Here is a 24,547-nt window from a genome sequence, read left to right as displayed (position 1 = left end):
GCGCACCTGCGCACATGACGAGTATGTTGCCGCCGATCGCGCCCTGCGCACAAGGGCTCCCGCGCAGGGGCTCTAGGCTGGGCGCATGCCCGCAAGCGATCCGACCCCGACCAGGGCCGCCGCCCACCCGCGCGAACCCGACGCCGCCCGACTCGCCGAGGCGACCCGGGTGTTCGCCCTGCTGTCGGACGCGACCCGGCTGCACGTGCTGTGGCTGCTGGCGCTGGAGGAGTCGGACGTGGGCTCGCTGGCCGACCGGGTCGCGGCCTCCCGCACGGCCGTCAGCCAGCACCTGGCGAAGCTCCGTCTCGCGGGCCTGGTCGAGGCCCGCCGCGAGGGCCGGCACATGCACTACCGCCTCACCGACGGACACCTGCGCCGCCTGGTGACCGAGGCGCTCAGCCACGCGGACCACCGGGTGACCGGCGAGGCCCCGCACGACTGAGCCGACCCGTGGACCGGCCCGGTGTCACGTCCGGTCGCGCACCGAGGTCAGCAGGCCGTAGAGGACGACGTTGCCCGCGTAGCCGGTCTTCTTGCTGTACGTGCCGCCGCAGGTGATGACCCGGAGTTCGGGCAGTCCCGTCCCGCCGTAGACGCGGCGGGACGGGAAGCGCTTCTTCTCGACGACGTCGATGCCGTGGATCTCGAACACGGCGGTCGTGCCGTCCGCCCGGTCGACCTCGATGTGCTCGCCCTTGTCGAGCGACCCGAGCCCGTAGAAGACGGCGCGGCCCTCGGCGTTGTCGACGTGCCCGTCGATCACCGCCGTGCCGCGCTCGCCCGGTGTCACCGCGCCCGTGTACCAGCCCGCCAGATTCGCCTTCTCCGGCGGCGGCGCGTCCAGCCAGCCCTCCGCGTCCCGTCCGACCCGGGTCAGCGGCGCGTCCACGCCGATCTCCGGGATCCGGATGCGCTCGGGCACGGCCGCCGGCAACGGGTCGGCGGGCGGCGTGTTCGTGCCCAGCTCGGCGGCGCCCGCCTCGGGCTGCGGCGGACCGTCCCCGGACACCCCGTGGTGCACGAGCAGCACCCCAGCGAGCAGCGTCGCCGCGAGCAACGACCACGTGGGGCGGCGCCGCGGCACCGGAGGCGCGGCCTCGGCTATCGCAGGCATCAGCGGCTCCCTTGACGCCGACGCCGGGTACGCAGCCGCTTGCCCACCAGCAGCGGTACGCATGCCAGCGCGAACAGACCCGCCGCCGCGCCGAGGTGCCGGGACAGCCCGCCCGACGACTCGGCCACCTCGGCCCGCGCGGGCAACTGGGGCGCCGCCGCCTGCGGCGCGGCGGCCGCCAGCCGCTGCGGAGCCGACGGGCCCCGCGACGCCGCGACCCGCCGGTCGTGCAACGGCGCCGCGACCGCGCCCCAGTCGAGCAGCGCGCGGCTCTCCTCGTACACCGCGTTGAAGTCCTCGGCCCGCGGGTTCATGACGGTCACGAGGAGGGTGCGCCCGTTGTGCGTCGCGGCGGAGACGAGGGTGCAGCCCGCCTTGGACGTGTAGCCGTTCTTGACGCCGATCAGGCCGGGATACGCCTCGACGCCGTGCGAGCCCACGAGGAGCCGGTTGGTGTTCTCGATGCCGAACGCCCCCGGCCCGCCGGACGCGGGGAAGCGGGCCCACTTCGTGCTCATGTAGCGCCGGAAGTCGGGATTCTTCAGGCCCTCACGGGCGATCAGCGCCAGATCGTGCGCCGACGAGTACTGGCCACGCGCGTCGTAGCCGTCGGGGGAGCGGACCTGGGTGTCGCGCGCGCCGATCCGGCGGGCCGTCGCCTGCATCTGCGCCACGGTGCGGGAGACGCCGCCGTTCATGTGGGCGAGGGTGTGCACGGCGTCGTTGCCCGAGCTGAGGAAGACGCCGCGCCACAGGTCGGCGACGGTGTACCGGTTCCCCTGGTCGACGCCGACGAGGCTGCTGCCCTCGGCGACGTCCGCCAGGTCCCGGTACGTCGCCCGGTGCACCTCGTCCTGGTCCAGCTTCGGCAGCACGGTCAGCGCGAACAGGGTCTTGAGCGTGCTCGCGGGCGGCAGCCTGCGGTGCGGCGCCTTCGCCGCGAGGACATCGCCCGAGCGCGCGTCCATCACCTCCCACGACAGCGCCGAGACGGACGGCGGGGCGGGCGGGTCCGGCGTGGGCGGGTCGGCACTGGCGGAGCCGGCGGCGGTGCCCGCGGTCACGAGCGCGCACACGCACGGCACGGCTGCCCTGCGCAGGGCAGGGCGGAAGCGAAGGAAAGGCGCCATGCCGGAAACGTAGATCCGGCTCCGCCCGGCCGCGCTCCACGTACGCCATACGGCCTCCGCACACGGGGCACGACCGCTCCGGGTGCGGTGCATATCGCCGCGAATTAGGCTGTTCGAGCGACAGGCCCCCTGCGGGGACGCCGCCGTGACGTACGTACGCTGGAATGACACGACGGTGGAGGTGGTCCGCCATGACGGCCCAGACGCGACTGTTGAACCGGCTCTCGCACGCGGACCGGGACCGGCTGATGCCGCTGGCCCGCGAGGTCTCGTTCCCGCAGGACAGCAGAATCTTCGAGGAGGGGGACCGGGCGGACCGGTTCTGGATCATCCGGACCGGGATGGTCACCCTCGACGTCCGTGTCTCCGACCGCGCCGTCCTGCCCATCGACCCGCTCGGCCCCGGCGACCTGCTGGGCTGGTCGTGGCTGTTCCAGCCGTACGAATGGGACTTCGGCGCGGAGGCGTTCAGCCCGGTGCGGGCCTACGAGTTCGACGGCGCGGACGTCCGCGCGCTGTGCGAGCAGGAGCCGAGGCTGGGCATGGCGGTGCTGCACGCGGTGGCCGAGGTGATGGCGCACCGGCTGGAGGCGGCGCGGATGAAGCTGGCCGAGGCGCACCGGATGCACCACGGTCACATCTGAGACTGCGGCACACGGCTGCTTCTCAGCTCCTCCGATCAGCTCCTCCGAGCCGCCGGGGTCACCCGACTCGACGCCTCGACAGGCGCTCGGCGCGCCCACGCGGTGGGATCGGTGGCGGAACACCCGCACACCGGGGCCCGGCAACCGGGCCCGCCGAGAGGATCCGCATGGGCCGCACCGCCTCGACCGCCGCCGTCGCCGCGGCGACCCTCGCCCTCGGGGGCCTGCTGTGCCCCGCGGCGCGGGCCGCGGACGACGTGCCCGCCTGGGACACCGACACCGCGTGGACCGACAGCCCGCCGGCGAGCGACGCGACCGGACGGCTGGAACTGGTGCCCGCCGACCCGCGGCCCGGCGTGAACGTCACGGCGAGCACCACCGCCTGCGAGGACGACCTGGTCGCCACGGGGGACGCGGAGAGCCTCGGCGCGGGCGAGTTCCCCCTGGAGACCGCGACCCAACACGGCTCCGTCACCGGCCAGTTCAAGGTGCCGTCCGGAGCCAGGACCGGCACCTTCCCCATCACCGTGATCTGCGAGAACGGCACCGAGGTACGCCGGACCATCACCGTGTCCGGGCAGGGCGGCACCCAACTGGGCGGCGTCAAGGCCGGGGACGGCGGCTCGCTCGGCACGCTCAGCGTCACCCAACTCGCCCTGGGCGGCGCCCTCATCGCCGGGGCACTCGTCGCGGCGGGCCACTACGCACGCCGCCGCGCCCAGGAGGCGTGAGGATCCTGGACGCGGCGGCAGCTTCGAACTCCCTTAGCCCTTGCGGTTCTTGACCTCTTCGGTCAGGGCGGGGACGACGTCGAAGAGGTCGCCGACGACGCCGTAGTCGACGAGGTCGAAGATGGGCGCCTCGGCGTCCTTGTTGATCGCGACGATCGTCTTCGAGGTCTGCATGCCCGCCCGGTGCTGGATCGCACCGGAGATGCCGGAGGCGATGTACAGCTGCGGCGACACGCTCTTGCCGGTCTGGCCGACCTGGTTGGAGTGCGGGTACCAGCCCGCGTCCACCGCGGCACGCGAGGCGCCGACGGCCGCACCCAGGGAGTCGGCGAGCGCCTCGATGACCGAGAAGTTCTCGGCCCCGTTCACGCCGCGGCCACCGGAGACCACGATCGCGGCCTCGGTCAGGTCCGGACGGCCCGTCGACTCGCGCGGCGTCCGGCTGGTGACCTTGGTGCCGGTGGCGGCGTCCGAGAAGGACACGGTCAGCGCCTCGACCGTGCCGGCGGCCGGGGCGGCCTCCACGGCGGCGGAGTTGGGCTTGACGGTGATCACCGGGGTGCCGGTCGTCACGGTGGACTTGGTGGTGTAGGACGCGGCGAACACCGACTGGGTGGCCACCGGGGCGCCGTCGCCGGCCTCCAGGTCCACGGCGTCGGTGATGATGCCCGACGTGATGCGCAGCGCCAGGCGCGCGGCGATCTCCTTGCCCTCGGCGGAGGACGGCACCAGCACCGCGGCCGGCGACACGGCCTCGTAGGCGGCCTGGAGGGCGTCCACCTTCGGCACGACCAGGTAGTCGGCGTACTCGGCGGCCTCGTGGGTGAGCACCTTCACCGCGCCGTGCTCGGCCAGCGCCGCGGCGGTGTCGGCGGCACCGTTGCCCAGCGCGACCGCGACCGGGTCGCCGATGCGGCGGGCCAGCGTCAGCAGTTCCAGGGTGGGCTTGCGGACGGCGCCGTCCACGTGGTCGACAAAGACCAGAACTTCAGCCATGACTGTTCCTCAACTTCCGATGTCTCAGACGCATTTCTGGTCTCAGATGAACTTCTGGCCCGCGAGGAACTCGGCGAGCTGCTTGCCGCCCTCGCCCTCGTCCTTGACGATCGTGCCCGCGGTGCGCGCCGGACGCTCGTCCGCGGAGGCGACCTTCGTCCAGGCACCCTCCAGACCCACCTGCTCGGCCTCCAGGTCCAGGTCCTCCAGGTCCCACGCCTCGACCGGCTTCTTCTTCGCCGCCATGATCCCCTTGAACGAGGGGTAACGCGCCTCACCGGACTGGTCGGTCACCGACACCACCGCCGGAAGCGCCGCCTCCAGCTGCTCGGAGGCGGTGTCCCCGTCACGACGGCCCGTGACCTTGCCACCTTCGACCGCAACCTCGGACAGCAGCGTCACCTGCGGCACCCCCAGCCGCTCGGCCACCAGCGCCGGCACGATGCCCGCGGTGCCGTCCGTGGAGGCCATACCGGAGACGACCAGGTCGTAGCCGGCCTTCTCGATCGCCTTCGCCAGCACCAGCGAGGTGCCGATCGCGTCGGTGCCGTGCAGGTCGTCGTCCTCCACGTGGATCGCCTTGTCCGCGCCCATCGACAGCGCCTTGCGCAGCGCGTCCTTGGCGTCCTCCGGACCCACCGTCAACACGGTGATCTCCACGTCGTCGTCCGAGTTCTCGGAAATCTGGAGCGCCTGCTCCACCGCGTACTCGTCCAGCTCCGACAGCAGACCGTCGACATCGTCACGGTCCACGGTCAGGTCATCGGCGAAACCCCGGTCGCCCGTGGCGTCCGGCGCGTACTTCACGGTGACAACGATCCTCAAGCTCACGCCGACTCCCTACTGCAATCGTCCACTACTGCCCGCCAACCTATGGCGCTCAGTTCCCTCTGTAAAGGTACGTAGTGCCAAGGGTGGCCGCTCGGTGTTACGTTCCCGGCATGAGCGAGGCGCGCGAGGGCACCGGGTCGGCCGGGGCACAGAAGAAGGCACCCATGCGTGAGGTGCTGGCCGAGGCCGCGTTCCAGCTGTTCCTGGAGCGTGGCTACGAGCGGACGACGGTGGACGACATCGTGGCGCGGGCCGGCGTCGGCCGCCGGTCCTTCTTCCGGTACTTCCCGTCCAAGGAGGACGCGGTCTTCCCGGACCACGAGAGCTGCTTCGCCGAGATGGCGGCGTTCCTGGCCGCCGCGAGCGACGAGAGCGACGCCGTGGACGTGGTGTGCGACGCCACCTGTCTGGTGCTGCGCATCTACTCCATGAACCCCGAATTCTCCGTGCAGCGCTACAAGTTGACCCGAGAGGTGCCGGGGTTGCGGACCTACGAGCTGTCGGTCGTGCGGCGCTACGAGCGCATGCTCGCCGGGTATCTGCGCCGGCGCTGGGCGGACGCGGCGGACGGCGCGCTGCGGGCCGAGGTGGTGGCCGCCTCCGTGGTCGCCGCGCACAACAACGGCCTGCGCTCCTGGCTGCGTTCGGGCGGCGAGGGGGACGCCGAGGAGAAGGTGCACCACGCCCTCGGACTCGTCCGCCGCACCTGGGGAGAGGGTGCCGACGGCGCGGCCGTGCCCCAACAGGAGGACGTGGTCGTGATGGTGGCGACCAAGGGCGCCCCGATGTGGCGGGTGATCCAGCGCGTGGAGTCGGCACTGCGGGACGGCTGAGAACGACGCCTCAAGCAACTTTATGGTACTCAGTGTCTTTACCGGCTGGCACTCAGTGTCATACGCTGACAGGGCGTCGAGGCACTGCCGCCCGGCGCGCGCCGGCGAGTGCGGGAGGCCGAAGGATGTCAGTGATCTCAGTGCCGAAGGGCACCGAACACCCCGTGGACACCGACGCGGGCTTCGCCTACCAGCGCTGTCGCTGGTGCCGCACCCCGTCGTTCCGGCGGCTGTTGTGCCCGGTCTGCGCGTCGAGCGAGCTCACGACCGAGTACAGCGCGGGCCCCGGCGTCGTCGTCCAGTCCCGCGTCGTGCACCGCGGCACCGGAGTCGCGCGCAACGAGGCGCTGGTCCGCTTCCCCGAGGACTTCATCGTGCCCTGCCGCATCGTGGGCACGGCGCCGCACATGGTGTGGCTCGGCGCCACCGTGCGGCCGGTGGCCAACGCGGCCGCGAACTCCGGTGAAGTCCTCTTCGAGCTCGAAGAGGACTTCACCGTCGACTACGACCACCTGCGCTGACCTCGGCAGCGCGGGCCTCAGTCGGCCTGCGCCGCCTCTTCGGCGATCCGGTCGAACTGCTCGCCCATCGCGGCGGCCAGTGCCTGCGCGCCGGACAGCGGACGCACCATCACCATGAAGTCGTCGATGAGGCCCGCCTCGTCGAAGTGCAGGAAGTCGCAGCCGGTTATCTTCCGGTCGCCGACCCGCGCCTCGAAGACGAGCAAGTGGTCCCTTCCGCCGGGTTCGCCGATCTCCCGCACGTAGTGGAAGTCCTCGAAGACACGGGTGACACCGCGCAGGATCGCCGCGGTGATCGCCTTGCCCGGATAGGGCTTGAAGACGACCGGACTCCTGAAGACCACGTCGTCGGCCAGCATGGCCTCGACGGCCGCGAGATCACCCTTCTCCACGGCGGTGCGGAACGGATGCATGGGGATGCCACCTCGGTTCTCGTAGATGCGTGCCGGGTCGACCGAGGGTTTCCCGCTCGGCTCAGGCCCCGGGTTCCTTGAGCTGAAGCCCGTTCTCCCAGATCTTGTTGAGAGTCGTCACGAGCTTCTCGTACGGGATGCGCTGACCCAGCACGAACACCATGTACGCCATGCGGCTCACCATCACCGACAGGGCGTGCGCGGTGACCAGGGGGTCCAGGGCCGGATCGGCGAGGCCGTCGTCCTGGAGGGAGCGGATCAGCTTCGCGTTGCGCCGCGCGAACGCGTTGCCCCGCTCGATCCGCAGTTGCTTGAAGGTCTCGTCCACCTGCGCGACCTGCTCGAAGAGGGCCATCAGGCGGGCGTTCTTCTTGTAGGCGCGCAAGTACTCGCGGTTCGACGCGTCGATCATCTCGCGCGGATCCGTGATGCCGGTGCGCTCGCGCAGGTGCGGGTGGAGCATCTCCTCCTGCACCTGCGCGACCAGCGCCTGGAAGATCTCTTCCTTGCTGTTGAAGTAGGTGTAGAAGGAGCCAGAGGCGACATGTGCGGCCTTGGAGATGTCCGTGATCCGCGCGTCGAGGTACCCGTCGCGCTCGAACACCTCGCGCGCGGCGGCGACCAGCGCGTTGCGCGTGCGGACGCCGCGGGCGCTGCGGGGTGTGATGGGTTGCTTCTGGCCGCCGTCTGCGGCTGGCGCCTGGGCAGCCAACGCGGGTCCCTTCGTTCGTGTTTCCCCCGGTGGACGCGCGTACCCGGGAGGGTGTGCGCGCACCGGTGGCTGCGGATGTTATCAGCCGACCGTCCCGAGGAATTCGAGGAGAGCGGCGCTGACCTCGTCGGCCCGCTCCTGCTGGATCCAGTGCCCCGCCCCGTCGAGCACGACGCGTCCGCGCAGATCGGTCAGCACCTCCTCCAGCCGGTCGTCGGGCATGAACCGGCCCACGGGGTCCTTGGATCCGGTCACGAACAGCGAGGGACAGTCGATGGTGCGCCCCACGAGATGCGCGGTCAGCTCCCAGGTGCGGTCCATGTTGCGGTAGTAGTTCAGGCCGCCGGTGAAGCCCGTGCGCTCGAACTCCCCCACGTAATAGGCGAGTTCCTCCTCGCTGAGCCAGGGCGGCGGCGGGAACGCCTCGTCCGGGCGCTCGGCCCACGCCGCCGACCAGATCTCCCGCGTCACCAGCGTCCTGCGCACGTTGTGCGCGAGCGCGCGGTCGGCGACCCCCGGCTCCTGGAACCAGACCATGTAGAAGTCCTCACCGAGCCGCCGACGCTGCACCGGCAGCGGGGCCACGGGGGAGCGCGGCGCCACCGGGACACTCATCCCGACCACGCCCCGCACCCGCTCCGGATGCTCCCACGCCATGGTCCACACGACCTGCGAACCCCAGTCGTGCCCCACGAACACCGCGTCGTCGGCCCCCACGGCGTCCAGCAGACCGACGAGGTCCGCGCAGACGGTGAGCGTGTCGTACGCCTCAGGGGCCGCGGGCCGGGAGCTGCCGCCGAAGCCGCGCAGGTCCGGGGCGAGCACCCGATACCCCGCCGCGCCGAGCGCGAGCACCTGGTGGCGCCACGAGAACGCCAGCTCGGGAAAGCCGTGGCAGAGCACCACCAGCGGCTTGTCGGAGTCCGCCGGGCCGTGCTCGAAGACACGCAGCGAGATCCCGTTCGTCTCGACCTGGCGCGACGACACGCGCTTCCACTCGGCCACGCTGGCGGGGGCAGTCATCGGGGCAGCTCCTCGGTCTCGGTGTACAGGGGCCTCGGTGTACGGGGTCTCGGCGTACTGGGGAGGGTGTCACCTCGAACAGGCGCAGTTCAAGGGCGTGTTCAAGGTATTGAAGTTGACGTTGGGTTCAAATATACAGGGGGCGGCCGCAGGGCCCAGCGGTCGTGACATGTCCGGACGACGGAGGAGCCCCGCACGTGAATCCGCCCACCGCACACCCCCGTAAAGGCGCCGGGCAGGCCGCCGTCGGCGCGCCTCGCGCCTCCGGCAAACTCCTCGCCGCGGGTCTCATCGGCAGTTCCATCGAGTGGTACGACTTCTTCCTCTACGGGACGGCCGCCGCGCTGGTCTTCCCCCAGGTCTTCTTCCCCGAGTCCTCGGCACTGACCGGCACCCTGCTGTCGTTCAGCACCTTCTGGGCGGGCTTCCTTGCCCGCCCCATCGGCGGCGTCGTCGCAGGTCATCTCGGTGACCGGCACGGCCGCAAGGCCATGGTCGTGATCTCCATGGCGCTCATGGGCGTCTGCACGTTCCTCATCGGGTGCCTGCCGGGCGCCGGAGTCCTGGGCGCGGCCGCGCCGCTGCTCCTGGTGCTGCTGCGCTTCGTGCAGGGACTCGCCTGCGGCGCGCAGTGGGGCGGCATCGCGCTGCTGCTCACCGAGTCCGCGTCCCCGAAACGCAAGGGGTACGCGGGCACCTTCGGGCAGATGGGTGTCTCGCTCGGTGTCTTCCTCGGCAACGGGGCCTTCCTCCTCGCGAGCGCGGTCACCTCCGACGAGGCGTTCATGAGCTGGGGCTGGCGCGTCCCGTTCCTGGCGAGCGCCGTGCTGCTGCCCGTCGTGATGTACGTACAGAACAAGGTCGAGGACTCGCCGGAGTTCCGGCGGCTGTCCGAGGAGGCGGCCGCCAAGAGTGAGCGGGAGAAGGTGGCGCGGGCGCCGATCGTCGAGGTGATCCGCACCAAGTGGCGGACCGTGCTCCTCGCGGCCGGACTGCTCGCCGGCACCAACTGCCTCTTCTACATCAGTATCGCGGGCGTCGTCAGCTACGCCGCGGAACACCTCGGCCTCGACAAGGACGCCATCCTGCTGGTCGCGTTGCCGACGACGGCGGTCGGCGCACTGTTCGTCCTGTGGGCGGGACAGCTCTCCGACCGGGTCGGGCGGCGCCCGACCGTGCTCGTGGGCGCGGCGCTCATTGTGCTGTGGGCGTTCCCGTACTTCTGGCTCGTCAACACCGGCTCGCTGCTGTGGCTCGGCGTCGCCGTACTGATCGGCGGGTTCGGCCAGTCGCTCACGTACGGGCCGCTCGCCGCCTACATCGGTGAACTGTTCGAGCCGCGCGTGCGCTACTCCGGTGCCTCGCTCGCGTACCAGATCGCCGCGCTCACCATCAGTGGCGGCACCCCGCTCATCATGACCGCGATCATCGGCGGCACCGGCGGCACCACGTGGGTGTCGGTGTTCGTCGCGGTGATGGGGCTGCTCACCTTCGGCAGCGCGTGGGTGCTGCGCGAGACCAACCCGCGCGAGGTGCGCGAGGACCCGACAGCGGTGCCGGGCGCTCCGGCCGCCGCGGAAGCGCAAGGAGTGCGCACGTGACGACGGACGACAAGGATCTGGCGTACGCGGAGCGGCGGGGCGCCGTGACCGTGGTGACGCTCAACCGGCCCGACCGGCTCAATGCCTGGACCAACGAGCTGGAGGACCGCTACTTCGCGCTCCTCGACGAGGCCGAGGCGGACCCCGAGGTCCGGGCGATCGTGGTGACCGGCGCGGGGCGGGGGTTCTGCGCGGGCGCCGACATGGCGGAGTTGCAACGGATCGGCTCCGCGGACGCGTCCCGTGAGGAGCGGCCGAAGCGGGAGCGGCCCCGGTGGTTCCCGCTGAGTCTGCGCAAGCCGCTGATCGGGGCGATCAACGGGGCGGCGGCCGGGCTCGGGTTCGTGGAGGCGCTCTACTTCGACGTGCGGTTCAGCACGCCCGAGGCCAAGTTCACGACGTCCTTCGCGCGGCGTGGGCTGATCGCGGAGTACGGGGTGGCGTGGCTGCTGCCGCGGATCGTCGGCCCCGGGAGGGCGGCGGACCTGCTGCTGTCGGGGCGGGTCGTGCGGGGGACCGAGGCGTACGCGATGGGGTTGGTGAACCGGGTCGTCGAGCGGGAGTCGTTGCTGGACGAGGCCGTCGCGTACGCGCAGGAGCTGGCCACGTGGTGCTCGCCGACGTCGATGAGCGTGATGAAGGGGCAGCTCGCGGCGGCGTTCGACGTGGACTTCGAGACGGCGGCGCGGGAGGCGGAGGGGTTGATGGAGGAGTCGTTCGGGCGGGCCGATGCGGGGGAGGGGGTGGCGAGTTATCTGGAGGGGCGGGAGCCGGAGTTCCGGGCGTTGGGGCGGGGGTCGTCCTGACCGGGGTGCGGTTACCCGGCGCGCGGTCGCGGGGCGCTGCCCCGGGCCCCGCTCCTCAATCGCCGGAGGGGCTCGATGGGGTCGAGTGCCTCTCTAGAACTTGACGTCGGATTCAAGTACGGTGTGTCTCGCGCACTCGGCCGGACGGTGGAAGCGAAGGAGCGGACAGCGGGATGTTGATCAACGACAGGGTCGCGATCGTGACCGGAGCCGCGGGAGGGATCGGCGCCGCCGTGGCCCAGCGCCTCCTGGAGGCCGACGCCCGTGGCGTGCTCCTCACCGACCTCGACGCCACCCGGCTCGACGCGACCGTGAAGCGGCTCGGCGACACCCATGGAGAGCGTGTCGCCGGGCGGGCCGGGGACGCGGGGGCCAGTGACCACCTGCGTGCGCTGATCGCGACGGCCGAGGAGCGGTTCGGGCGGGGCGTGGACCTGTACTTCGCCAACGCCGGGATCAGCGGCGCCGCGGGACTCGACGCGAGCGAGGAGGAGTGGGGGCGGGCGCTCGACATCAACGTCATGGCGCACGTGCGCGCGGCCAAGCTGCTCGTGCCGGGCTGGGTGGAGCGGGGCGAGGGGTACTTCTTCTCCACCGCGTCCGCCGCCGGCCTGCTCACGCAGATCGGGTCCGCCACCTACGCCGTGAGCAAGCACGCCGCCGTCGCCTTCTCCGAATGGCTCTCGGTCACGTACGGGAACCAGGGGGTGCGCGTCAGCTGCCTGTGCCCGCAGGGCGTCGAGACCGAGCTGCTGATGGCGGGCACCCGCTCCGCCGACCCGACCGAACAGGCCGCCGCCCGCGCCGTGCTGGACGCCGGGAACCTGCTCCAGCCGCTCGACGTCGCCGACGAAGTGGTCGCGGCCGTCGGCGACGAGCGGTTCCTGGTGCTGCCGCACCCGCAGGTGCTCGACTTCTACCGCCACAAGGGCAGCGACTACGACCGCTGGCTGCGCGGCATGCGGCGCTACCAGGACTCCGTGCGATGACGTCACGCAGCGCCGTCCTGTTCGACTTCGGCGGGGTGCTCACCACCAGCCTCGTCGAGGCCTTCGAGGAACTGGGGCGCCAACTCACGGGCGAGCCGGGCCTGTTGCTGCGCCTGCTCACGCACGACGAGGAGAGCAGCGCGCTGCTCGTCGCGCACGAGAAGGGCCTCATCGGCCAGGCCGAGTTCGAGGAGGGCTTCGCCGCCCGGCTGCGTGCCCACGGCGCCGACGTCGAGGCCGCCGGACTCGTCACCCGCATGCAGGCCGACCTGCGGCCCGACCCGGACACCGTCGCCCTCGTCGCGAAGCTGCGCGCCGACGGACACCGCGTCGGACTGCTCTCCAACTCCCTCGGCGACGACTGCTACGCGGGATTCGACCTGCCCGCCCTCTTCGACGCCGTCACCATCTCCGGCGAGATCGGCGTCCGCAAACCCTCGCGGCGCGCCTACGCCATCGCCTGCGAACGCCTCGGCGTCGCGCCCGAACAGACCGTCATGGTCGACGACCTCGAACAGAACATCACGTCCGCGGCCCGCATCGGCATCGCCGGGGTCGTGCACCGCGACGCCGCCACGACCGCCGCCGAACTCGACCGCCTGCTGGGCTCGTCGGGCCGCGTGTGACACCGTACGAACAGACTTGGGAGGAACCACCCGTGTACGAACAGACCGCCAGGGGCAAGGAATACCAGGAGAAGCTGCTCGCCTTCATGGACGAGCACATCTACCCCGCCGAGGCCGTCTACGCGGCGCAGATGGCCGAGTCCGGCGACCCGCACTTCCACCCGCCGGTCATCGAGGAGCTGAAGACCGAGGCGAAGAAGCGCGGCCTGTGGAACCTCTTCCACCCGCACCCCGAGTGGGGCCCCGGACTCACCAACCTCGAGTACGCGCCGCTCGCCGAGATCATGGGCCGCAGCGCCGGTCTCGCCCCCGAGGCCACGAACTGCAACGCGCCGGACACCGGCAACATGGAGGTCCTCACCCTCTTCGGGACCGAGGAGCACAAGGAAAAGTGGCTCAAGCCGCTGCTCAACGGTGAGATCGCCTCCGCCTTCGCCATGACCGAGCCCGCCGTGGCCAGTTCGGACGCCAGCAACATCCAGATGCGGATGGAGCGCGACGGCGACGACTACGTCCTCAACGGCCGCAAGTGGTGGACCTCCAACGCCCTGCACCCGAACTGCAAGGTCCTCATCGTCATGGGCAAGACGGACCCCGAAGGGCCCGCCTTCCGCCAGCAGTCGATGATGGTCGTGCCGATCGACGCCCCCGGCGTCACCATCGTGCGCGGTCTGCCCGTCTTCGGCTACCAGGACCGCGAGGGCCACGCCGAGGTCCTCTTCGAGAACGTACGGGTCCCGGCCACCGACCTGCTCTCCGGCGAGGGCGACGGCTTCATGATCAGCCAGGCCCGCCTCGGCCCCGGCCGCATCCACCACTGCATGCGCTCCATCGGCATGGCCGAGCGCGCCCTCGACCTGATGATCGACCGCGCCCAGTCCCGGACGACCTTCGGCTCCCCGGTCGCCGACCGCGGCAACATCCAGGACTGGATCGCCGAGGCCCGTATCGAGATCGACATGGCGCGCCTGCTCACGCTCAAGGCCGCGTACCTGATGGACACCGTCGGCAACAAGGAGGCGCGCACCGAGATCGCCGCGATCAAGGTGGCCGCGCCGAACGTCGCGCTGAAGGTCGTCGACCGCGCCATCCAGGTGCACGGCGGCGGCGGTGTCTCCGACGACTTCCCGCTCGCCAGCATGTACGCGCACCTGCGCACCCTGCGCCTGGCCGACGGGCCCGACGAGGTGCACAAGCGGACGATCGCCCGGCGAGAACTGCGCCGCAGGGACAAGGCACGGGGTGAGAAGTGACCTCTTCGGAGGCCGCTCTGGACGGGCGGGTCGCGCTCGTCACCGGCGCGTCGCGGGGCATCGGCCTCGCGGCCGCCGGCGCCCTGCGCGCCCGCGGCGCCCGCGTCGTGGTGACCTCCCGCGACGCGGACCGCGCGCAGGAGGCGGCGCGGGGACTCGGTGACGGAGTCGAGGGGTACGGCGCGCACGCCACCGACGAGGACGCCGCCCGCGCCTGCGTCGAGCACGTCGTCGCGACGTACGGACGCCTCGACATCCTCGTCAACAACGCCGGTACGAACCCGGCGTACGGTCCGATCGTCGACCAGGACCACGCGCGCTTCGCCAAGACCATGGACGTCAACCTGTGGGCGCCGATCCTGTGGACGTCGCTCGCGGTCAAGGCCTGGATGGGCGAGCACGGCGGCGCGGTCGTCAACACCGCCTCCATCGGCGGACTTTCGGTCGCCAAGGACGTCGGGATCTACCACGTCTCCAAGGCCGCGCTCATCCACCTCACCAAGCACCTCGCCCTCGAACTCGCCCCGAAGGTACGGGTCAACGCCCTCGCGCCCGGCGTCGTGCGCACCCGCCTCGCCGAAGCCCTCTGGCAGGACAACGAGGCCGCGGTCGCGGGCGCGACCCCGCTCGGGCGGATCGGTGAACCCGAGGACATCGGCGAGGCGGTCGCCTTCCTCGCCGGCGACGGCGCCCGGTGGATCACCGGAGAGACGCTCGTCGTCGACGGCGGACAGCTCGTCGGCCCCGGCCCGCTGTGACGCGGTGGTGGAGGGGGGTGGTCCTCCAGGTGAAGCGTGAGCGAGGATGGAGGCATGACCGCGGCCCAGCGCGCCATGACCGAACTCGGAACATGGCCGAACCTGGTAAGTGGCCCGCCCCAGTGCTCGGTTGGGCACGCCTTCCGCGCGGCGGGCCACGACCTCGTGCACTTCCACGCAGACGACTGCGCCGATCTGTACCTCACCTCGTCGGCCGTGCAGCGGCTGCTGCCCCAGCTCCGCCACAACAGCGCCATCCGGGTGCAGCCGGGAGCCTCCTGGATCACCGTGCTCCTCGAATGCGACACGGATGTGCAGTTGTTGCTGAGCCTCGTGAGCGTCGCCCTCAAAGAACACGACGCACACGCCTCCCCATCGCCCCCTTGTGACTGGGAGCGCGGCTAGGGTCTCCTTTCTACGGATCCCGGCGGCGAGAGGCGAACCTCAATGCGCAAGATCGTTTTCATGATGGGCATCTCCCTCGACGGCTACATGGAGGGCCCGGCCCGCGACATCGGCTGGCACCGCGTCGACGAGGAACTGCACCAGCACATGAACGAGGTGTGCCGCACCTTCGGCGGCTTCCTCAGCGGACGCGTCACCCACGAGCTCATGACCGACTACTGGCCCACGGCCGACCAGGATCCCGAGGCCTCGCCCGCCACCGCCGACTTCGCGCGGCTGTGGCGCGAGATGCCGAAGATCGTGTTCTCCCGGACGCTGAAGCCGGGGCCGGCCGAGTGGCACACCACCGTCATGTCCGAGGTGGTGCCGGAGGCGATCCGCGCGCTGAAGGAGCAGCCCGGCGGCGACCTGGTCATCGACGGCGCGAACATGGCGACGACGTTCCTGGAGCACGACCTCGTGGACGAGTTCCGCACCTACGTCCACCCGGTCCTGATCGGCACGGGCACCCCGATGTTCCACCCCGCCAAGGCCTTCGGCGAGCGGCCGCTGCGCCTCGCGGAGACCCACACGTTCGGCAACGGCGTCGTCCTGCTGCGGCACGAGCGGGACCGGGGCTGAGCGATATCGCCCTGGGCGAAGTGCCGGACGGGCCCGCCGTTCACGGCCGTACGGTGGACCGATGAGCATCCAGGAGAGCCGCCGCCCTCGCCCCGCTCCGGCCCAGGAGCCCCTGTGGCGCCACGTCGTGGGTGACGTGCTGCGGCGGCGCAGGCGGGCGCAGGGGCGGACGCTGCGGGACGTGGCGGACGTCGCCGGGATCTCGATGCCCTACCTGTCGGAGGTCGAGCGCGGCCGCAAGGAGGCCTCCTCGGAGATGCTGGCCGCCGTGGCGGGCGCGCTCGGCCTCGGGCTCGTCGATGTACTGGCGCTGGCGCAGCGGGAGTTGGGGCGGGAGCGGCCGGTCGTCCGCACCGTCTCCGTCACCACGTCCGCCGCGCGGGGCTCGCGCGGAACGGTCTGCCTCGCGGCCTGAGCCGACTCAGCCCGCTTCGAGGTGGCGCACGAGGACCGGGACGTGGCTGTGCTCGATGTCCTTCACCGACGTCACCAGCGTCACCCGCCCCTGCTCCGCCAGCGCGCGGACCCGGTCCACGAGCGCGGCGCGGGCCGGTTCGGCCAGCTCCGCCGCGTAGGACTCGGCGAACGCGTCGTACCGGCCCGCCTTGTCCTCGTGGTACCAGGAACGCAGCTCCTTCGACGGCGCGATGTCCTTCAGCCACTCGTCGACGTCGGCGCGCTCCTTGGAGACGCCGCGCGGCCAGAGCCGGTCGACGAGCAGGCGGGTGCCGTCGGCGGGGGCGGGCGGGTCGTACACGCGGCGGACGGCGAAGGGGCCGGAGCCCGGATTTGCGCTCATGCACCCATTGTGCTGCTTTCCCCCGCTTTGCGTAATGCGAGAGGTGTTGCTTCAGTGAGGGGTGTTGCCGTGACGTCCACCGGGAGTCCCCGCCATGTCGATGTCCTTCGGATCCCCCTTCGGCTCGCCCGACCCCTTCGGAGAGCTCCTCAACCGATTCTTCGGCATGTCGCCGGGGTCCGCGCCGCCCCAGGTGCAGCGGGTGCCGATCGGACGGCTGCTGACCGACTCGGCGCGCGAACTCATCGGCCGGGCCACCAACAAGGCCGCGCAGGACGGCAGTTCGGACCTCGACACCGAGCATCTGCTGTGGGCGGCGACCCAGGTCGACCCGGCCCGCACCCTGCTCGCGCAGGCCGGCGCCGACCCCGACGCGCTCGCCGCCGCCCTCGACAAGGTCCTGCCGGGGGAGAGCGGCGAACCCTCGTCCCAGCCCGGACTCACCCCGGCCGCCAAGCGCACCCTCACCGCCGCCCACGCCCGCTCCCAGGCGACGGGGGTCTCGTACATCGGGCCCGAGCACATCCTGGGCGCCCTCCTCGACGACCCGGACGCGGGCGCCGCGCGGTTGCTGCGCGCCCAGGGCACGGACGTCGACGGGCTGCGCGGCGCCGCGGACGGCGCGGCGCGGGCGGACGGGGTGCCGGCCGCGTCCGGCGGGACGGGTGGCGCCGGCGGCACGACGACGCTCGACGAGTTCGGCCGGGACCTCACCGAGGAGGCCAGGGCGGGCAGGCTGGATCCGGTCGTGGGCCGCGCCGAGGAGATCGAGCAGACCGTGGAGATCCTCTCGCGGCGCTCCAAGAACAACCCCGTGCTCATCGGCGAGCCCGGCGTCGGCAAGACGGCCATCGTCGAGGGCCTCGCCCAGCGCGTCGTGGCGGGCGAGGTGCCCGACACCCTCAAGGGCAAGCGGGTCGTCGCGCTCGACCTGTCCGGGATGGTGGCGGGGGCGCAGTACCGCGGCCAGTTCGAGGAGCGCCTGAAGAAGGTCATCGAGGACGTCCAGAACGCGGGCGGCGACATCATCCTCTTCATCGACGAGCTGCACACCGTCGTCGGCGCGGGCGCCACCGGCGAGGGCGCCATGGACGCCGGCAACATGCTCAAACCGGCGCTGGCACGCGGCGAGCTGCACGTCGTGGGCGCCACCACCATCGACGAGTACCGCACGTACGTGGAGAAGGACCCGGCCCTGGAACGCCGCTTCCAGCCGGTGACGATCCCCGAGCCGAGCGTCGAGGAGACCGTGCAGATCCTGGAGGGGCTGCGCGACGCCTACGAGGCCCACCACCAGGTCCGCTTCGGGGACGGCGCGCTGGCGGCCGCCGCCGAACTCTCCGACCGCTACATCAGCGACCGGTTCCTGCCCGACAAGGCCATCGACGTGATGGACCAGGCCGGGGCGCGGGTCCGGCTGCGCAGCACCGGGCGCTCCACCGAGGTCGTCAGCCGCGAGGACAGCATCGCGAAACTGCGGCGGGAGAAGGACCAGGCCGTCGCCGCCGAGGACTTCGACAAGGCGTCCGAGCTGAAGCGGCGGATCGGCGAGGTGGAGGGCGAACTCGCCGGGATCGAGGAGCGCCGCGAGGGCGTCGTCGAGGTGACGGCCGCCGACATCGCCGACGTCGTATCGCGCCGCACCGGCATCCCCGTCTCGCAGCTCACCGCCACCGAGAAGGAGAAGCTCCTCAAGCTGGAGGACGCCCTGCACGACCGGGTCGTCGGCCAGGACGAGGCCGTCACCGCCGTCTCTGAGGCCGTGCGCCGCAACCGCGCGGGCATGGGCGACCCGAACCGGCCCGTCGGCTCCTTCCTCTTCCTCGGCCCGACCGGCGTCGGCAAGACCGAACTCGCCAAGGCGCTCGCGGAGCTGCTCTTCGGCGACGAGGGGAGCATGGTCCGCTTCGACATGAGCGAGTTCCAGGAGAAGCACACCGTGTCCCGGCTCGTCGGGGCGCCGCCCGGATACGTCGGCCACGAGGAGGCCGGGCAACTCACCGAGAAGGTCCGTCGCCGCCCCTACAGCGTGCTGCTCTTCGACGAGGTCGAGAAGGCCCACCCCGACGTCTTCAACACGCTGCTCCAGGTCCTCGACGACGGCCGTCTCACCGACTCCCGGGGCCGCACCGTCGACTTCCGCAACTGCGTCGTCATCATGACGTCCAACATCGGGGCGCAGCGGATCCTCGCGCACCAGGGGGACGTGTCGGAGATCAAGGACGACCTGATGGAGGATCTGCGGGGACGCTTCCTGCCCGAGTTCCTCAACCGCATCGACGACATCATCCTGTTCCACGGCCTCACCCAGGACGACCTCGGCGAGATCGTCGACCACCTCCTCGACCGGAGCAAACGCCGGGTGCACGCCCAGGGCCTCACCCTGGAGGTCACCGACGCGGCGAAGAAGCTGCTCGTCGCGCACGGCCACCAGCCCGAGTTCGGGGCGCGCCCGCTGCGCCGCACCATCCAGGCCGAACTCGACAACCGGCTCGCCTCGCTCATGCTGAGCGGCGAGGCCGACAAGGGCGACACGATCGTCGCCGACGTGCAGGGCGACGCGCTCGTGTGCTCGGTACGCTCCGCCGCCTGACGTCACCCGTTCGGCGCACCCCGGCTGGCCGCCGGGGCGCCGCGATGCGAACAGTCGAGCATGACCCAAGCACCGTACGACCCCCAGACCCCCCACCGGACCTCCGGCGACGGCCCCGCGCAGGATCAGGGACCGCTCGGCAGACTCGCGCAATCCGCCTGGCAGGCCGTGCTGCTCATGGGCGTCGCCTCGGTGATCCTCGGCGCGCTCGTGCTGATCTGGCCGGGTGTCTCGCTCCGCGTGGCCGGCATCCTGTTCGGCGTGTACCTGCTGGTGAGCGGCGTCTTCCAGCTCGTCGCCGCGTTCGGCGCGCACGCCACGGCCGGGATGCGCGTCATCGGCTTCATCAGCGGCGCCCTGTCGGTGCTGCTCGGCCTGTTCTGCTTCCGCGGGGCGATGGAGTCGACACTGCTCCTCGCGCTGTGGATCGGCATCGGCTGGCTTTTCCGGGGCATCACCCAGACCGTCGCCGCGGCCTCCGACCCGGCGATGCCCGCCCGCGGCTGGCAGGGCTTCCTCGGCGTCGTCACCGCGCTCGCCGGTGTCGTCCTGATCGTGTCGCCGTTCGGCACGCTGGCGGTGCTCGCGCTCGTCACCGGTATCTGGCTGATCGTGGTCGGTGTCGTCGAGGTCGTCACGGCGTTCGCGGTCCGCAAGCACGCGAAGGGCATCCCTGCCGGGGTGTGACCGGCGCCGATACGCGCACAGGAGCGGGCCCCACCGCATCGGTGGGGCCCGCTCCTTTGCCGGGTCAAACGCCCACGGCCTCCTCCAGCTCCTCCTCCAGCTCCTGGTCGTGCACCGCGCCCCGCTTGTGCTTGTGCGCGGCGGGCGGCTCCGGGGAGGCGGTGGCGGCGGCGCGGCGGCGTTCGTAGAGGCCCGCGACCGTGACCATGGCGGCGCCGACGAGCAGCCACGCCACCAGCGTCCAGATGTTCCGCGCCAGGTCGTGCTGTCCGAAGTACAGCAGGCTGCGGGCGCCCTCGACGTATCCGGCGCCGTTCCAGAAGGCGTGCAGGCCGCCGAAGAAACCGTTCTGGAGCTCGGGCCGGAAGATCCCGCCGGAGCTGGTGAAGTTCAGCATCACGAACAGCACCATCACGCCGAGCGTCGTCCACTTCTTCAGGAACGTGTGCAGCCCCACGCCGATCAGCAGCACACCCGCCGAGTACAGCCACGTCATGCCCCACAGGCCCCACAGGTGGCTGTGCGCGAGGTGGAAGACGGGGCCCGCGAAAGCCGCGCCGATCAGGCTGACCACACCGGACGCGCCCACCACGAGCAGCGCGCGGGTGCGCATCCGCAGCGCGCCGCCCGCCCCGCCGATCACCGCGACCGAGGCGTAGGAGCCGATGCTGACCGCCACGAGCAGGAAGAACAGGCCCTGGCCGGTGGGGTCGTCGGACACCAGGGGCGCCACGTCGGTCACCTTCAGCGGCGCGCCCTGCTCGGCGGCGACCGGCGTGAAGATCTTCTGGACGACGGAGACGGTGGTGTCGGACCCCGCCGAGGCCACGACGAGCTCCGGCTCGTCGCCCAGCACGTAGGCGCCGTCGATGTCCCGCGTCCGGAGCTGGTCGACCGCGGTGGAGCGGGATGCGAGCGTCCGTACGTCGAGTGCGTCGCCCGCCTTGTCCTTCATCGTCTGCGCGAAGACCTTCGCCTGTGGACCCGAGCCGACGACGGCGACCGGCAGATGGTGCGGCTCGGGCGAGGCGAAGGCGCCGAGATAGGCGAGCCCCATGCCGACGCACATCAGGAGCGGGGTGAGCAGATGCGTCAGGACGTGGCGCAGCGCGGGTTCGCGCGTGCCGCTCATGGGCAGGACCTCCACGGTTCGAGTCGGTTGGCTTATACAACTCTTGGTGCAGTTGTACTCTACAACCGTGTGGGGGTCATTCGTCCCGCGGCGGATGTGACCATGGCCACCCGCGCGTGAAGGCGCAGGTCAGGCAGGGCGGGGGAGCGGGTGCCCGGAGGCGGCGTGCGCCGGTGGCGCGGGGTTGCCGTCGCCTCCGTTCTCGTACGCACGAAGTCGGTCGCGCAGAGCCTGGATGCGTAGGCTCGTCTCGTACAGATAGCGGACCTTCGTCCGCATCATCCATGGCTCGATCGGCTTGACCACGTAGTCGGCGACGCCGAGTTCGAAGGCCTTGGACGCGAGTGCGGGGTCCTGGCCGGCGCCGGTGATCATCATGATCGGTATGTCCTGCGTCTGCTCCAGGCGCCGCATGTAGTGCGCGACCTCGAAGCCGCTGACGTCGGGCATCAGCACGTCGAGCAGGACCAGTCCGACGCCGCCGCGCAGAACGGTCTTCAGGGCGTCGTCGCCGGTGGCGGCGCGGACGACCGGGTAGCCCAGCGGGGCCAGCGCGCTCTCCATGGCGAAAAGCGTGTCGTCACGGTCGTCGACAACGAGGATCTTCGGATGTGTACCTAGGGACATCGCCCAACGCCTCCCCTCGTCGGCACCGCCAGCATATGCCGGAATCAACGGGAGGGAAGAGGCGTGTCAGTCCTCTCCGCGCACCAGATTCCAGTCACTGTCCCGGTCGCTGTCGAGGCCGGAGGGCTCGCGTCCGTCCGGCAGGGCCGGGCGGCACGTCCGGATCCTGCCCTTGACCTCGCGCTTGGTCTCGGCGGGGTGGGGGGCGCGCTCCTTTGTGTTCATGATCGGGTCCTTCTCCGACCGGATTCCGAAGGAAATCGGTCGGGCTCGGTAGTAGACGGATTTGTAGACGCTTCTGTGACGGACGCTCAGCCGGTCTTCGGCGCCGGCTGCTTCGCGCAGTGCGTCGCGAACGGGTGGCCGGCCGGGTCGGCGTACAGCCGTGTCTCGTTCGGGCCGCGCGCGCCACGGGTCTCCAGCGGACGGGCGCCCAGGCCGATCAGACGGCGCTCGACCTCGTCCAGGTCCTCCTGGTCGACGAGGAAGTCGAGGTGGGCCTGCTGGGAGTCGTCGGGACGCGGCCAGCTGGACGGGGTGATGTTCAGATCGCGGCGGAAGGCCATCCGCATGCCCTGCGGGCCGACCAGTTCGATGCGGTTGCTCCCCGGCGACGCCTGGATCTCACCGTCCAGCAACGCCCGGTAGAACTCGGCCAGTTCCTCGGGCTCCGCGCAGTCCAGGACGAGCACCCCCGCCTGCACCAGACTCATGGTTTCCCTCCTCCGTCACACCCCACGGCGCTCATCGCCCGGCGAGTACCCCGCGGGAGCGGAGCCAACCGGGTTTCCCCGGCCACCCGCTGGTCACCCGGCCTCTGCCAACGTTCCCCGAACCGAAAGGTCCCGGCATGAGCACCAAGGTCGCCGATCACATCCTCGACCGGCTGCGCGCCTGGGGCGTGGAGCAGGTCTTCGGCTACCCGGGCGACGGCATCAACGGCCTCCTCGCCGCCTGGGGACGCGCCGACAACCAGCCCGAGTTCGTCCAGGCACGGCACGAGGAGATGGCCGCCTTCGAAGCGGTCGGCTACGCCAAGTTCAGCGGCCGCGTCGGCGTGTGCGTCGCCACGTCGGGCCCCGGCGCCATCCACCTGCTCAACGGCCTGTACGACGCCAAGCTCGACCACGTCCCCGTCGTCGCCCTCGTCGGCCAGACCGCCCGCAGCGCCATGGGCGGCTCCTACCAGCAGGAGGTCGACCTGCACACGCTGTACAAGGACGTCGCTTCCGCGTTCGTGGAGACCGTCACCGTCCCCGAACAGCTGCCCAACGTCCTCGACCGCGCCATCCGCACCGCCACCGCGCGCCGCGCCCCCACCGCCGTGATCATCCCCGGCGACGTGCAGGAACTCGACTACAACCCGCCCCCGCACGCCTTCAAGATGGTGCCCTCCAGCCTCGACCGCAGCTCGTGGACCGCCGAACCCGCGCAGGAGGCGGTCGAGCGGGCCGCCGAGGTGCTCAACGCGGGAGACAAGGTGGCCGTCCTCGTCGGCCAGGGCGCGGCCGGCGCCAAGGACGAGGTGTGCGAGGTCGCCGAACTCCTCGGCGCCGGCGTCGCCAAGGCGCTGCTCGGCAAGGACGTCCTGTCCGACGAACTCCCGTACGTGACGGGCGCGACCGGCCTGCTCGGCACCCGCCCCTCCTACGAACTGATGCGGGACTGCGACACCCTGCTCACCATCGGCTCCAGCTTCCCGTACTCGCAGTTCCTGCCCGACTACGGCACGGCGCGCGGCGTGCAGATCGACATCGACCCGCACATGATCGGCATGCGCTATCCGTACGAGGTGAACCTCGTCGGCGACGCCCGCGCCACGCTGCGCAAACTGCTGCCGCTGCTGCGCCGCAACGAAGGACGCGACTGGTTCGACGAGACCTGCGCGAGCGTCCGGCGCTGGCACGAGGTCATGGACCGGCGCGCCGAGCTGAGCGCCGACCCGATCAACCCGGAACACGTCACCCGCGCCCTCGACCCGCTGCTCCCGGACGACGTGATCCTCACCTCGGACTCCGGCTCCGCCGCCAACTGGTACGCCCGGCACATCACCATGCGCGGCACGATGCGCGGCTCCCTGTCCGGCACGCTCGCCACCATGGGCTGCGGCGTCCCGTACGCGATCGGCGCCAAGTACGCGCACCCCGACCGGCCCGTCGTGGCGCTCGTCGGGGACGGCGCGATGCAGATGAACGGGCTCACCGAACTCATCACCGCCGCCAAGTACCGGCACCGCTGGAGCGACCAGCGGCTCGTCGTCGGCGTCTTCAACAACAGGGACCTCAACCAGGTGACCTGGGAGCTGCGCGCCATGGGCGGCTCGCCGTCCTTCGTGCCCTCGCAGGAGCTGCCCGACGTCGACTACGCGGCGTTCGCACGGCAGTTGGGGCTGGGCGGCATCCGCGTGGAGAAGCCCGGCGACGTCTCCGAGGCCTGGCGCGCGGCGCTCGCCGCGGACGTGCCCACCGTCGTCGACTTCCGTACCGACCCGTCCGTGCCGCCGATCCCGCCGCACGCGACGTGGGAGCAGATGGAGTCCACCGCCGAGGCGATCCTCAAGGGCGACCCGCAGAGCACCGACATGGTCAAGCAGGGCTTCAAGGCGAAGGTGCAGGAGTTCATGCCCGGCGTCGGGCGGCGCGGCAGCCACTGACACACCGCGGCCGCCACTGACGTAGTTTGGGCCCCTGCGTGACACG

The 24,547-nt window shown here is 71.3% G+C and carries 29 protein-coding genes; 17 read left to right on the top strand and 12 right to left on the bottom strand.

What is annotated here, in order from left to right:
* Positions 1-85: 85 nt before the first annotated feature.
* Positions 86-445 (top strand): ArsR/SmtB family transcription factor, encoded by a 360-nt coding sequence (locus ACYBSK_RS20605; RefSeq protein ID WP_457478648.1) that lies wholly within the window; start codon positions 86-88, stop codon positions 443-445.
* A gap of 24 nt (positions 446-469) precedes the next feature.
* Here ACYBSK_RS20605 and ACYBSK_RS20600 read toward each other — a convergent pair whose 3' ends face one another.
* On the bottom strand, positions 470-1,117 hold the full coding sequence (locus ACYBSK_RS20600; RefSeq protein WP_457478647.1) for a class F sortase: 648 nt from the start codon (positions 1,115-1,117) through the stop codon (positions 470-472).
* Entirely contained in the window at positions 1,117-2,247 is a 1,131-nt protein-coding gene (locus tag ACYBSK_RS20595) for a D-alanyl-D-alanine carboxypeptidase family protein (RefSeq protein WP_460242792.1), read from the bottom strand. Before ACYBSK_RS20595 ends, ACYBSK_RS20600 begins: the two co-directional genes overlap by 1 nt.
* A gap of 191 nt (positions 2,248-2,438) precedes the next feature.
* Here ACYBSK_RS20595 and ACYBSK_RS20590 point away from each other — a divergent pair, with 191 nt between their 5' ends.
* Both ACYBSK_RS20590 and ACYBSK_RS20585 read left to right on the top strand, forming a co-directional pair.
* A complete protein-coding gene (locus ACYBSK_RS20590) occupies positions 2,439-2,891 on the top strand; it encodes a cyclic nucleotide-binding domain-containing protein (RefSeq protein WP_457478645.1) in 453 nt (150 codons plus the stop codon).
* Positions 2,892-3,058: 167 nt separating this feature from the next.
* Complete coding sequence (locus ACYBSK_RS20585; protein WP_460242791.1) at positions 3,059-3,622, top strand: hypothetical protein; 564 nt, start codon at positions 3,059-3,061, stop codon at positions 3,620-3,622.
* A 33-nt stretch (positions 3,623-3,655) separates the two neighbouring features.
* Here the strand turns inward: ACYBSK_RS20585 and ACYBSK_RS20580 are convergent, their stop codons facing one another.
* Both ACYBSK_RS20580 and ACYBSK_RS20575 read right to left on the bottom strand, forming a co-directional pair.
* On the bottom strand, positions 3,656-4,618 hold the full coding sequence (locus ACYBSK_RS20580; RefSeq protein ID WP_460242790.1) for an electron transfer flavoprotein subunit alpha/FixB family protein: 963 nt from the start codon (positions 4,616-4,618) through the stop codon (positions 3,656-3,658).
* Positions 4,619-4,660: 42 nt separating this feature from the next.
* Complete coding sequence (locus tag ACYBSK_RS20575) at positions 4,661-5,449, bottom strand: electron transfer flavoprotein subunit beta/FixA family protein (protein WP_460242789.1); 789 nt, start codon at positions 5,447-5,449, stop codon at positions 4,661-4,663.
* Between the two features lie 110 nt (positions 5,450-5,559).
* Here ACYBSK_RS20575 and ACYBSK_RS20570 point away from each other — a divergent pair, with 110 nt between their 5' ends.
* Together ACYBSK_RS20570 and ACYBSK_RS20565 are read left to right on the top strand one after the other, a co-directional pair.
* Positions 5,560-6,282: a TetR family transcriptional regulator gene (locus tag ACYBSK_RS20570; RefSeq protein WP_460242788.1), complete on the top strand. Its 723-nt coding sequence runs from the start codon at positions 5,560-5,562 to the stop codon at positions 6,280-6,282.
* Between the two features lie 125 nt (positions 6,283-6,407).
* Positions 6,408-6,803: a Zn-ribbon domain-containing OB-fold protein gene (locus ACYBSK_RS20565; RefSeq protein ID WP_457478641.1), complete on the top strand. Its 396-nt coding sequence runs from the start codon at positions 6,408-6,410 to the stop codon at positions 6,801-6,803.
* Positions 6,804-6,820: 17 nt separating this feature from the next.
* On the opposite strand, the gene ACYBSK_RS20560 is transcribed toward ACYBSK_RS20565, so the two are convergent.
* From ACYBSK_RS20560 to ACYBSK_RS20550, 3 genes are all read right to left on the bottom strand, one after another.
* A complete protein-coding gene (locus tag ACYBSK_RS20560) occupies positions 6,821-7,216 on the bottom strand; it encodes a nuclear transport factor 2 family protein (protein ID WP_460242787.1) in 396 nt (131 codons plus the stop codon).
* A 61-nt stretch (positions 7,217-7,277) separates the two neighbouring features.
* Positions 7,278-7,928: a TetR/AcrR family transcriptional regulator gene (locus tag ACYBSK_RS20555; protein WP_457478639.1), complete on the bottom strand. Its 651-nt coding sequence runs from the start codon at positions 7,926-7,928 to the stop codon at positions 7,278-7,280.
* Between the two features lie 81 nt (positions 7,929-8,009).
* Positions 8,010-8,951, bottom strand: a complete 942-nt coding sequence (locus ACYBSK_RS20550; protein WP_460242786.1) for an alpha/beta fold hydrolase — start codon at positions 8,949-8,951, stop codon at positions 8,010-8,012.
* 197 nt (positions 8,952-9,148) lie between these two features.
* Between ACYBSK_RS20550 and ACYBSK_RS20545 the strand changes: the two genes are divergently transcribed.
* The 9 genes from ACYBSK_RS20545 (at position 9,149) to ACYBSK_RS20505 (ending at position 16,425) form a co-directional block, all read left to right on the top strand.
* Positions 9,149-10,552, top strand: coding sequence for an MFS transporter (locus ACYBSK_RS20545; RefSeq protein WP_460242785.1), 1,404 nt, complete (start codon positions 9,149-9,151; stop codon positions 10,550-10,552).
* The gene (locus ACYBSK_RS20540; RefSeq protein ID WP_460242784.1) at positions 10,549-11,358 is read left to right on the top strand and encodes an enoyl-CoA hydratase-related protein; all 810 of its coding nucleotides are present in this window, start codon (positions 10,549-10,551) and stop codon (positions 11,356-11,358) included. Before ACYBSK_RS20545 ends, ACYBSK_RS20540 begins: the two co-directional genes overlap by 4 nt.
* A 173-nt stretch (positions 11,359-11,531) precedes the next feature.
* A complete protein-coding gene (locus ACYBSK_RS20535) occupies positions 11,532-12,347 on the top strand; it encodes an SDR family oxidoreductase (RefSeq protein WP_460242783.1) in 816 nt (271 codons plus the stop codon).
* Entirely contained in the window at positions 12,344-12,973 is a 630-nt protein-coding gene (locus ACYBSK_RS20530) for an HAD family hydrolase (RefSeq protein WP_460242782.1), read from the top strand. Before ACYBSK_RS20535 ends, ACYBSK_RS20530 begins: the two co-directional genes overlap by 4 nt.
* 86 nt (positions 12,974-13,059) lie before the next feature.
* Complete coding sequence (locus ACYBSK_RS20525; protein WP_460247064.1) at positions 13,060-14,226, top strand: acyl-CoA dehydrogenase family protein; 1,167 nt, start codon at positions 13,060-13,062, stop codon at positions 14,224-14,226.
* Positions 14,223-14,984, top strand: a complete 762-nt coding sequence (locus tag ACYBSK_RS20520) for an SDR family oxidoreductase (RefSeq protein ID WP_457478632.1) — start codon at positions 14,223-14,225, stop codon at positions 14,982-14,984. Before ACYBSK_RS20525 ends, ACYBSK_RS20520 begins: the two co-directional genes overlap by 4 nt.
* Before the next feature lie 54 nt (positions 14,985-15,038).
* Positions 15,039-15,389, top strand: a complete 351-nt coding sequence (locus tag ACYBSK_RS20515) for a luciferase domain-containing protein (protein WP_460242781.1) — start codon at positions 15,039-15,041, stop codon at positions 15,387-15,389.
* Between the two features lie 42 nt (positions 15,390-15,431).
* Positions 15,432-16,010 carry a dihydrofolate reductase family protein gene (locus ACYBSK_RS20510; protein ID WP_460242780.1) on the top strand — a complete coding sequence of 193 codons (579 nt, stop codon included), beginning with the start codon at positions 15,432-15,434 and terminating at the stop codon, positions 16,008-16,010.
* 61 nt (positions 16,011-16,071) lie between these two features.
* Complete coding sequence (locus ACYBSK_RS20505; RefSeq protein ID WP_460242779.1) at positions 16,072-16,425, top strand: helix-turn-helix domain-containing protein; 354 nt, start codon at positions 16,072-16,074, stop codon at positions 16,423-16,425.
* 6 nt (positions 16,426-16,431) lie between these two features.
* On the opposite strand, the gene ACYBSK_RS20500 is transcribed toward ACYBSK_RS20505, so the two are convergent.
* Entirely contained in the window at positions 16,432-16,809 is a 378-nt protein-coding gene (locus ACYBSK_RS20500; protein ID WP_460242778.1) for a DUF488 domain-containing protein, read from the bottom strand.
* Positions 16,810-16,903: 94 nt separating this feature from the next.
* Here ACYBSK_RS20500 and ACYBSK_RS20495 point away from each other — a divergent pair, with 94 nt between their 5' ends.
* A complete protein-coding gene (locus tag ACYBSK_RS20495) occupies positions 16,904-19,402 on the top strand; it encodes an ATP-dependent Clp protease ATP-binding subunit (RefSeq protein WP_460242777.1) in 2,499 nt (832 codons plus the stop codon).
* A 60-nt stretch (positions 19,403-19,462) separates the two neighbouring features.
* Entirely contained in the window at positions 19,463-20,089 is a 627-nt protein-coding gene (locus ACYBSK_RS20490; protein ID WP_457478626.1) for an HdeD family acid-resistance protein, read from the top strand.
* 64 nt (positions 20,090-20,153) lie between these two features.
* Here the strand turns inward: ACYBSK_RS20490 and ACYBSK_RS20485 are convergent, their stop codons facing one another.
* The 4 genes from ACYBSK_RS20485 to ACYBSK_RS20470 form a co-directional block, all read right to left on the bottom strand.
* A complete protein-coding gene (locus ACYBSK_RS20485) occupies positions 20,154-21,221 on the bottom strand; it encodes an ABC-2 transporter permease (RefSeq protein ID WP_460242776.1) in 1,068 nt (355 codons plus the stop codon).
* Positions 21,222-21,350: 129 nt separating this feature from the next.
* Positions 21,351-21,848, bottom strand: coding sequence for a response regulator (locus ACYBSK_RS20480; protein ID WP_460242775.1), 498 nt, complete (start codon positions 21,846-21,848; stop codon positions 21,351-21,353).
* A 66-nt stretch (positions 21,849-21,914) separates the two neighbouring features.
* Positions 21,915-22,073: a hypothetical protein gene (locus ACYBSK_RS20475; protein ID WP_457478623.1), complete on the bottom strand. Its 159-nt coding sequence runs from the start codon at positions 22,071-22,073 to the stop codon at positions 21,915-21,917.
* An 86-nt stretch (positions 22,074-22,159) separates the two neighbouring features.
* Complete coding sequence (locus ACYBSK_RS20470; protein ID WP_457478622.1) at positions 22,160-22,561, bottom strand: VOC family protein; 402 nt, start codon at positions 22,559-22,561, stop codon at positions 22,160-22,162.
* 137 nt (positions 22,562-22,698) lie between these two features.
* Between ACYBSK_RS20470 and ACYBSK_RS20465 the strand changes: the two genes are divergently transcribed.
* Complete coding sequence (locus ACYBSK_RS20465) at positions 22,699-24,501, top strand: thiamine pyrophosphate-requiring protein (RefSeq protein WP_457478621.1); 1,803 nt, start codon at positions 22,699-22,701, stop codon at positions 24,499-24,501.
* Positions 24,502-24,547: the final 46 nt, after the last annotated feature.

The organism is Streptomyces sp. BYX5S, assembly GCF_054724165.1.
Note: the sequence above shows the minus strand (reverse complement) of the source record. Positions and strands in the feature narration are given on the sequence as shown.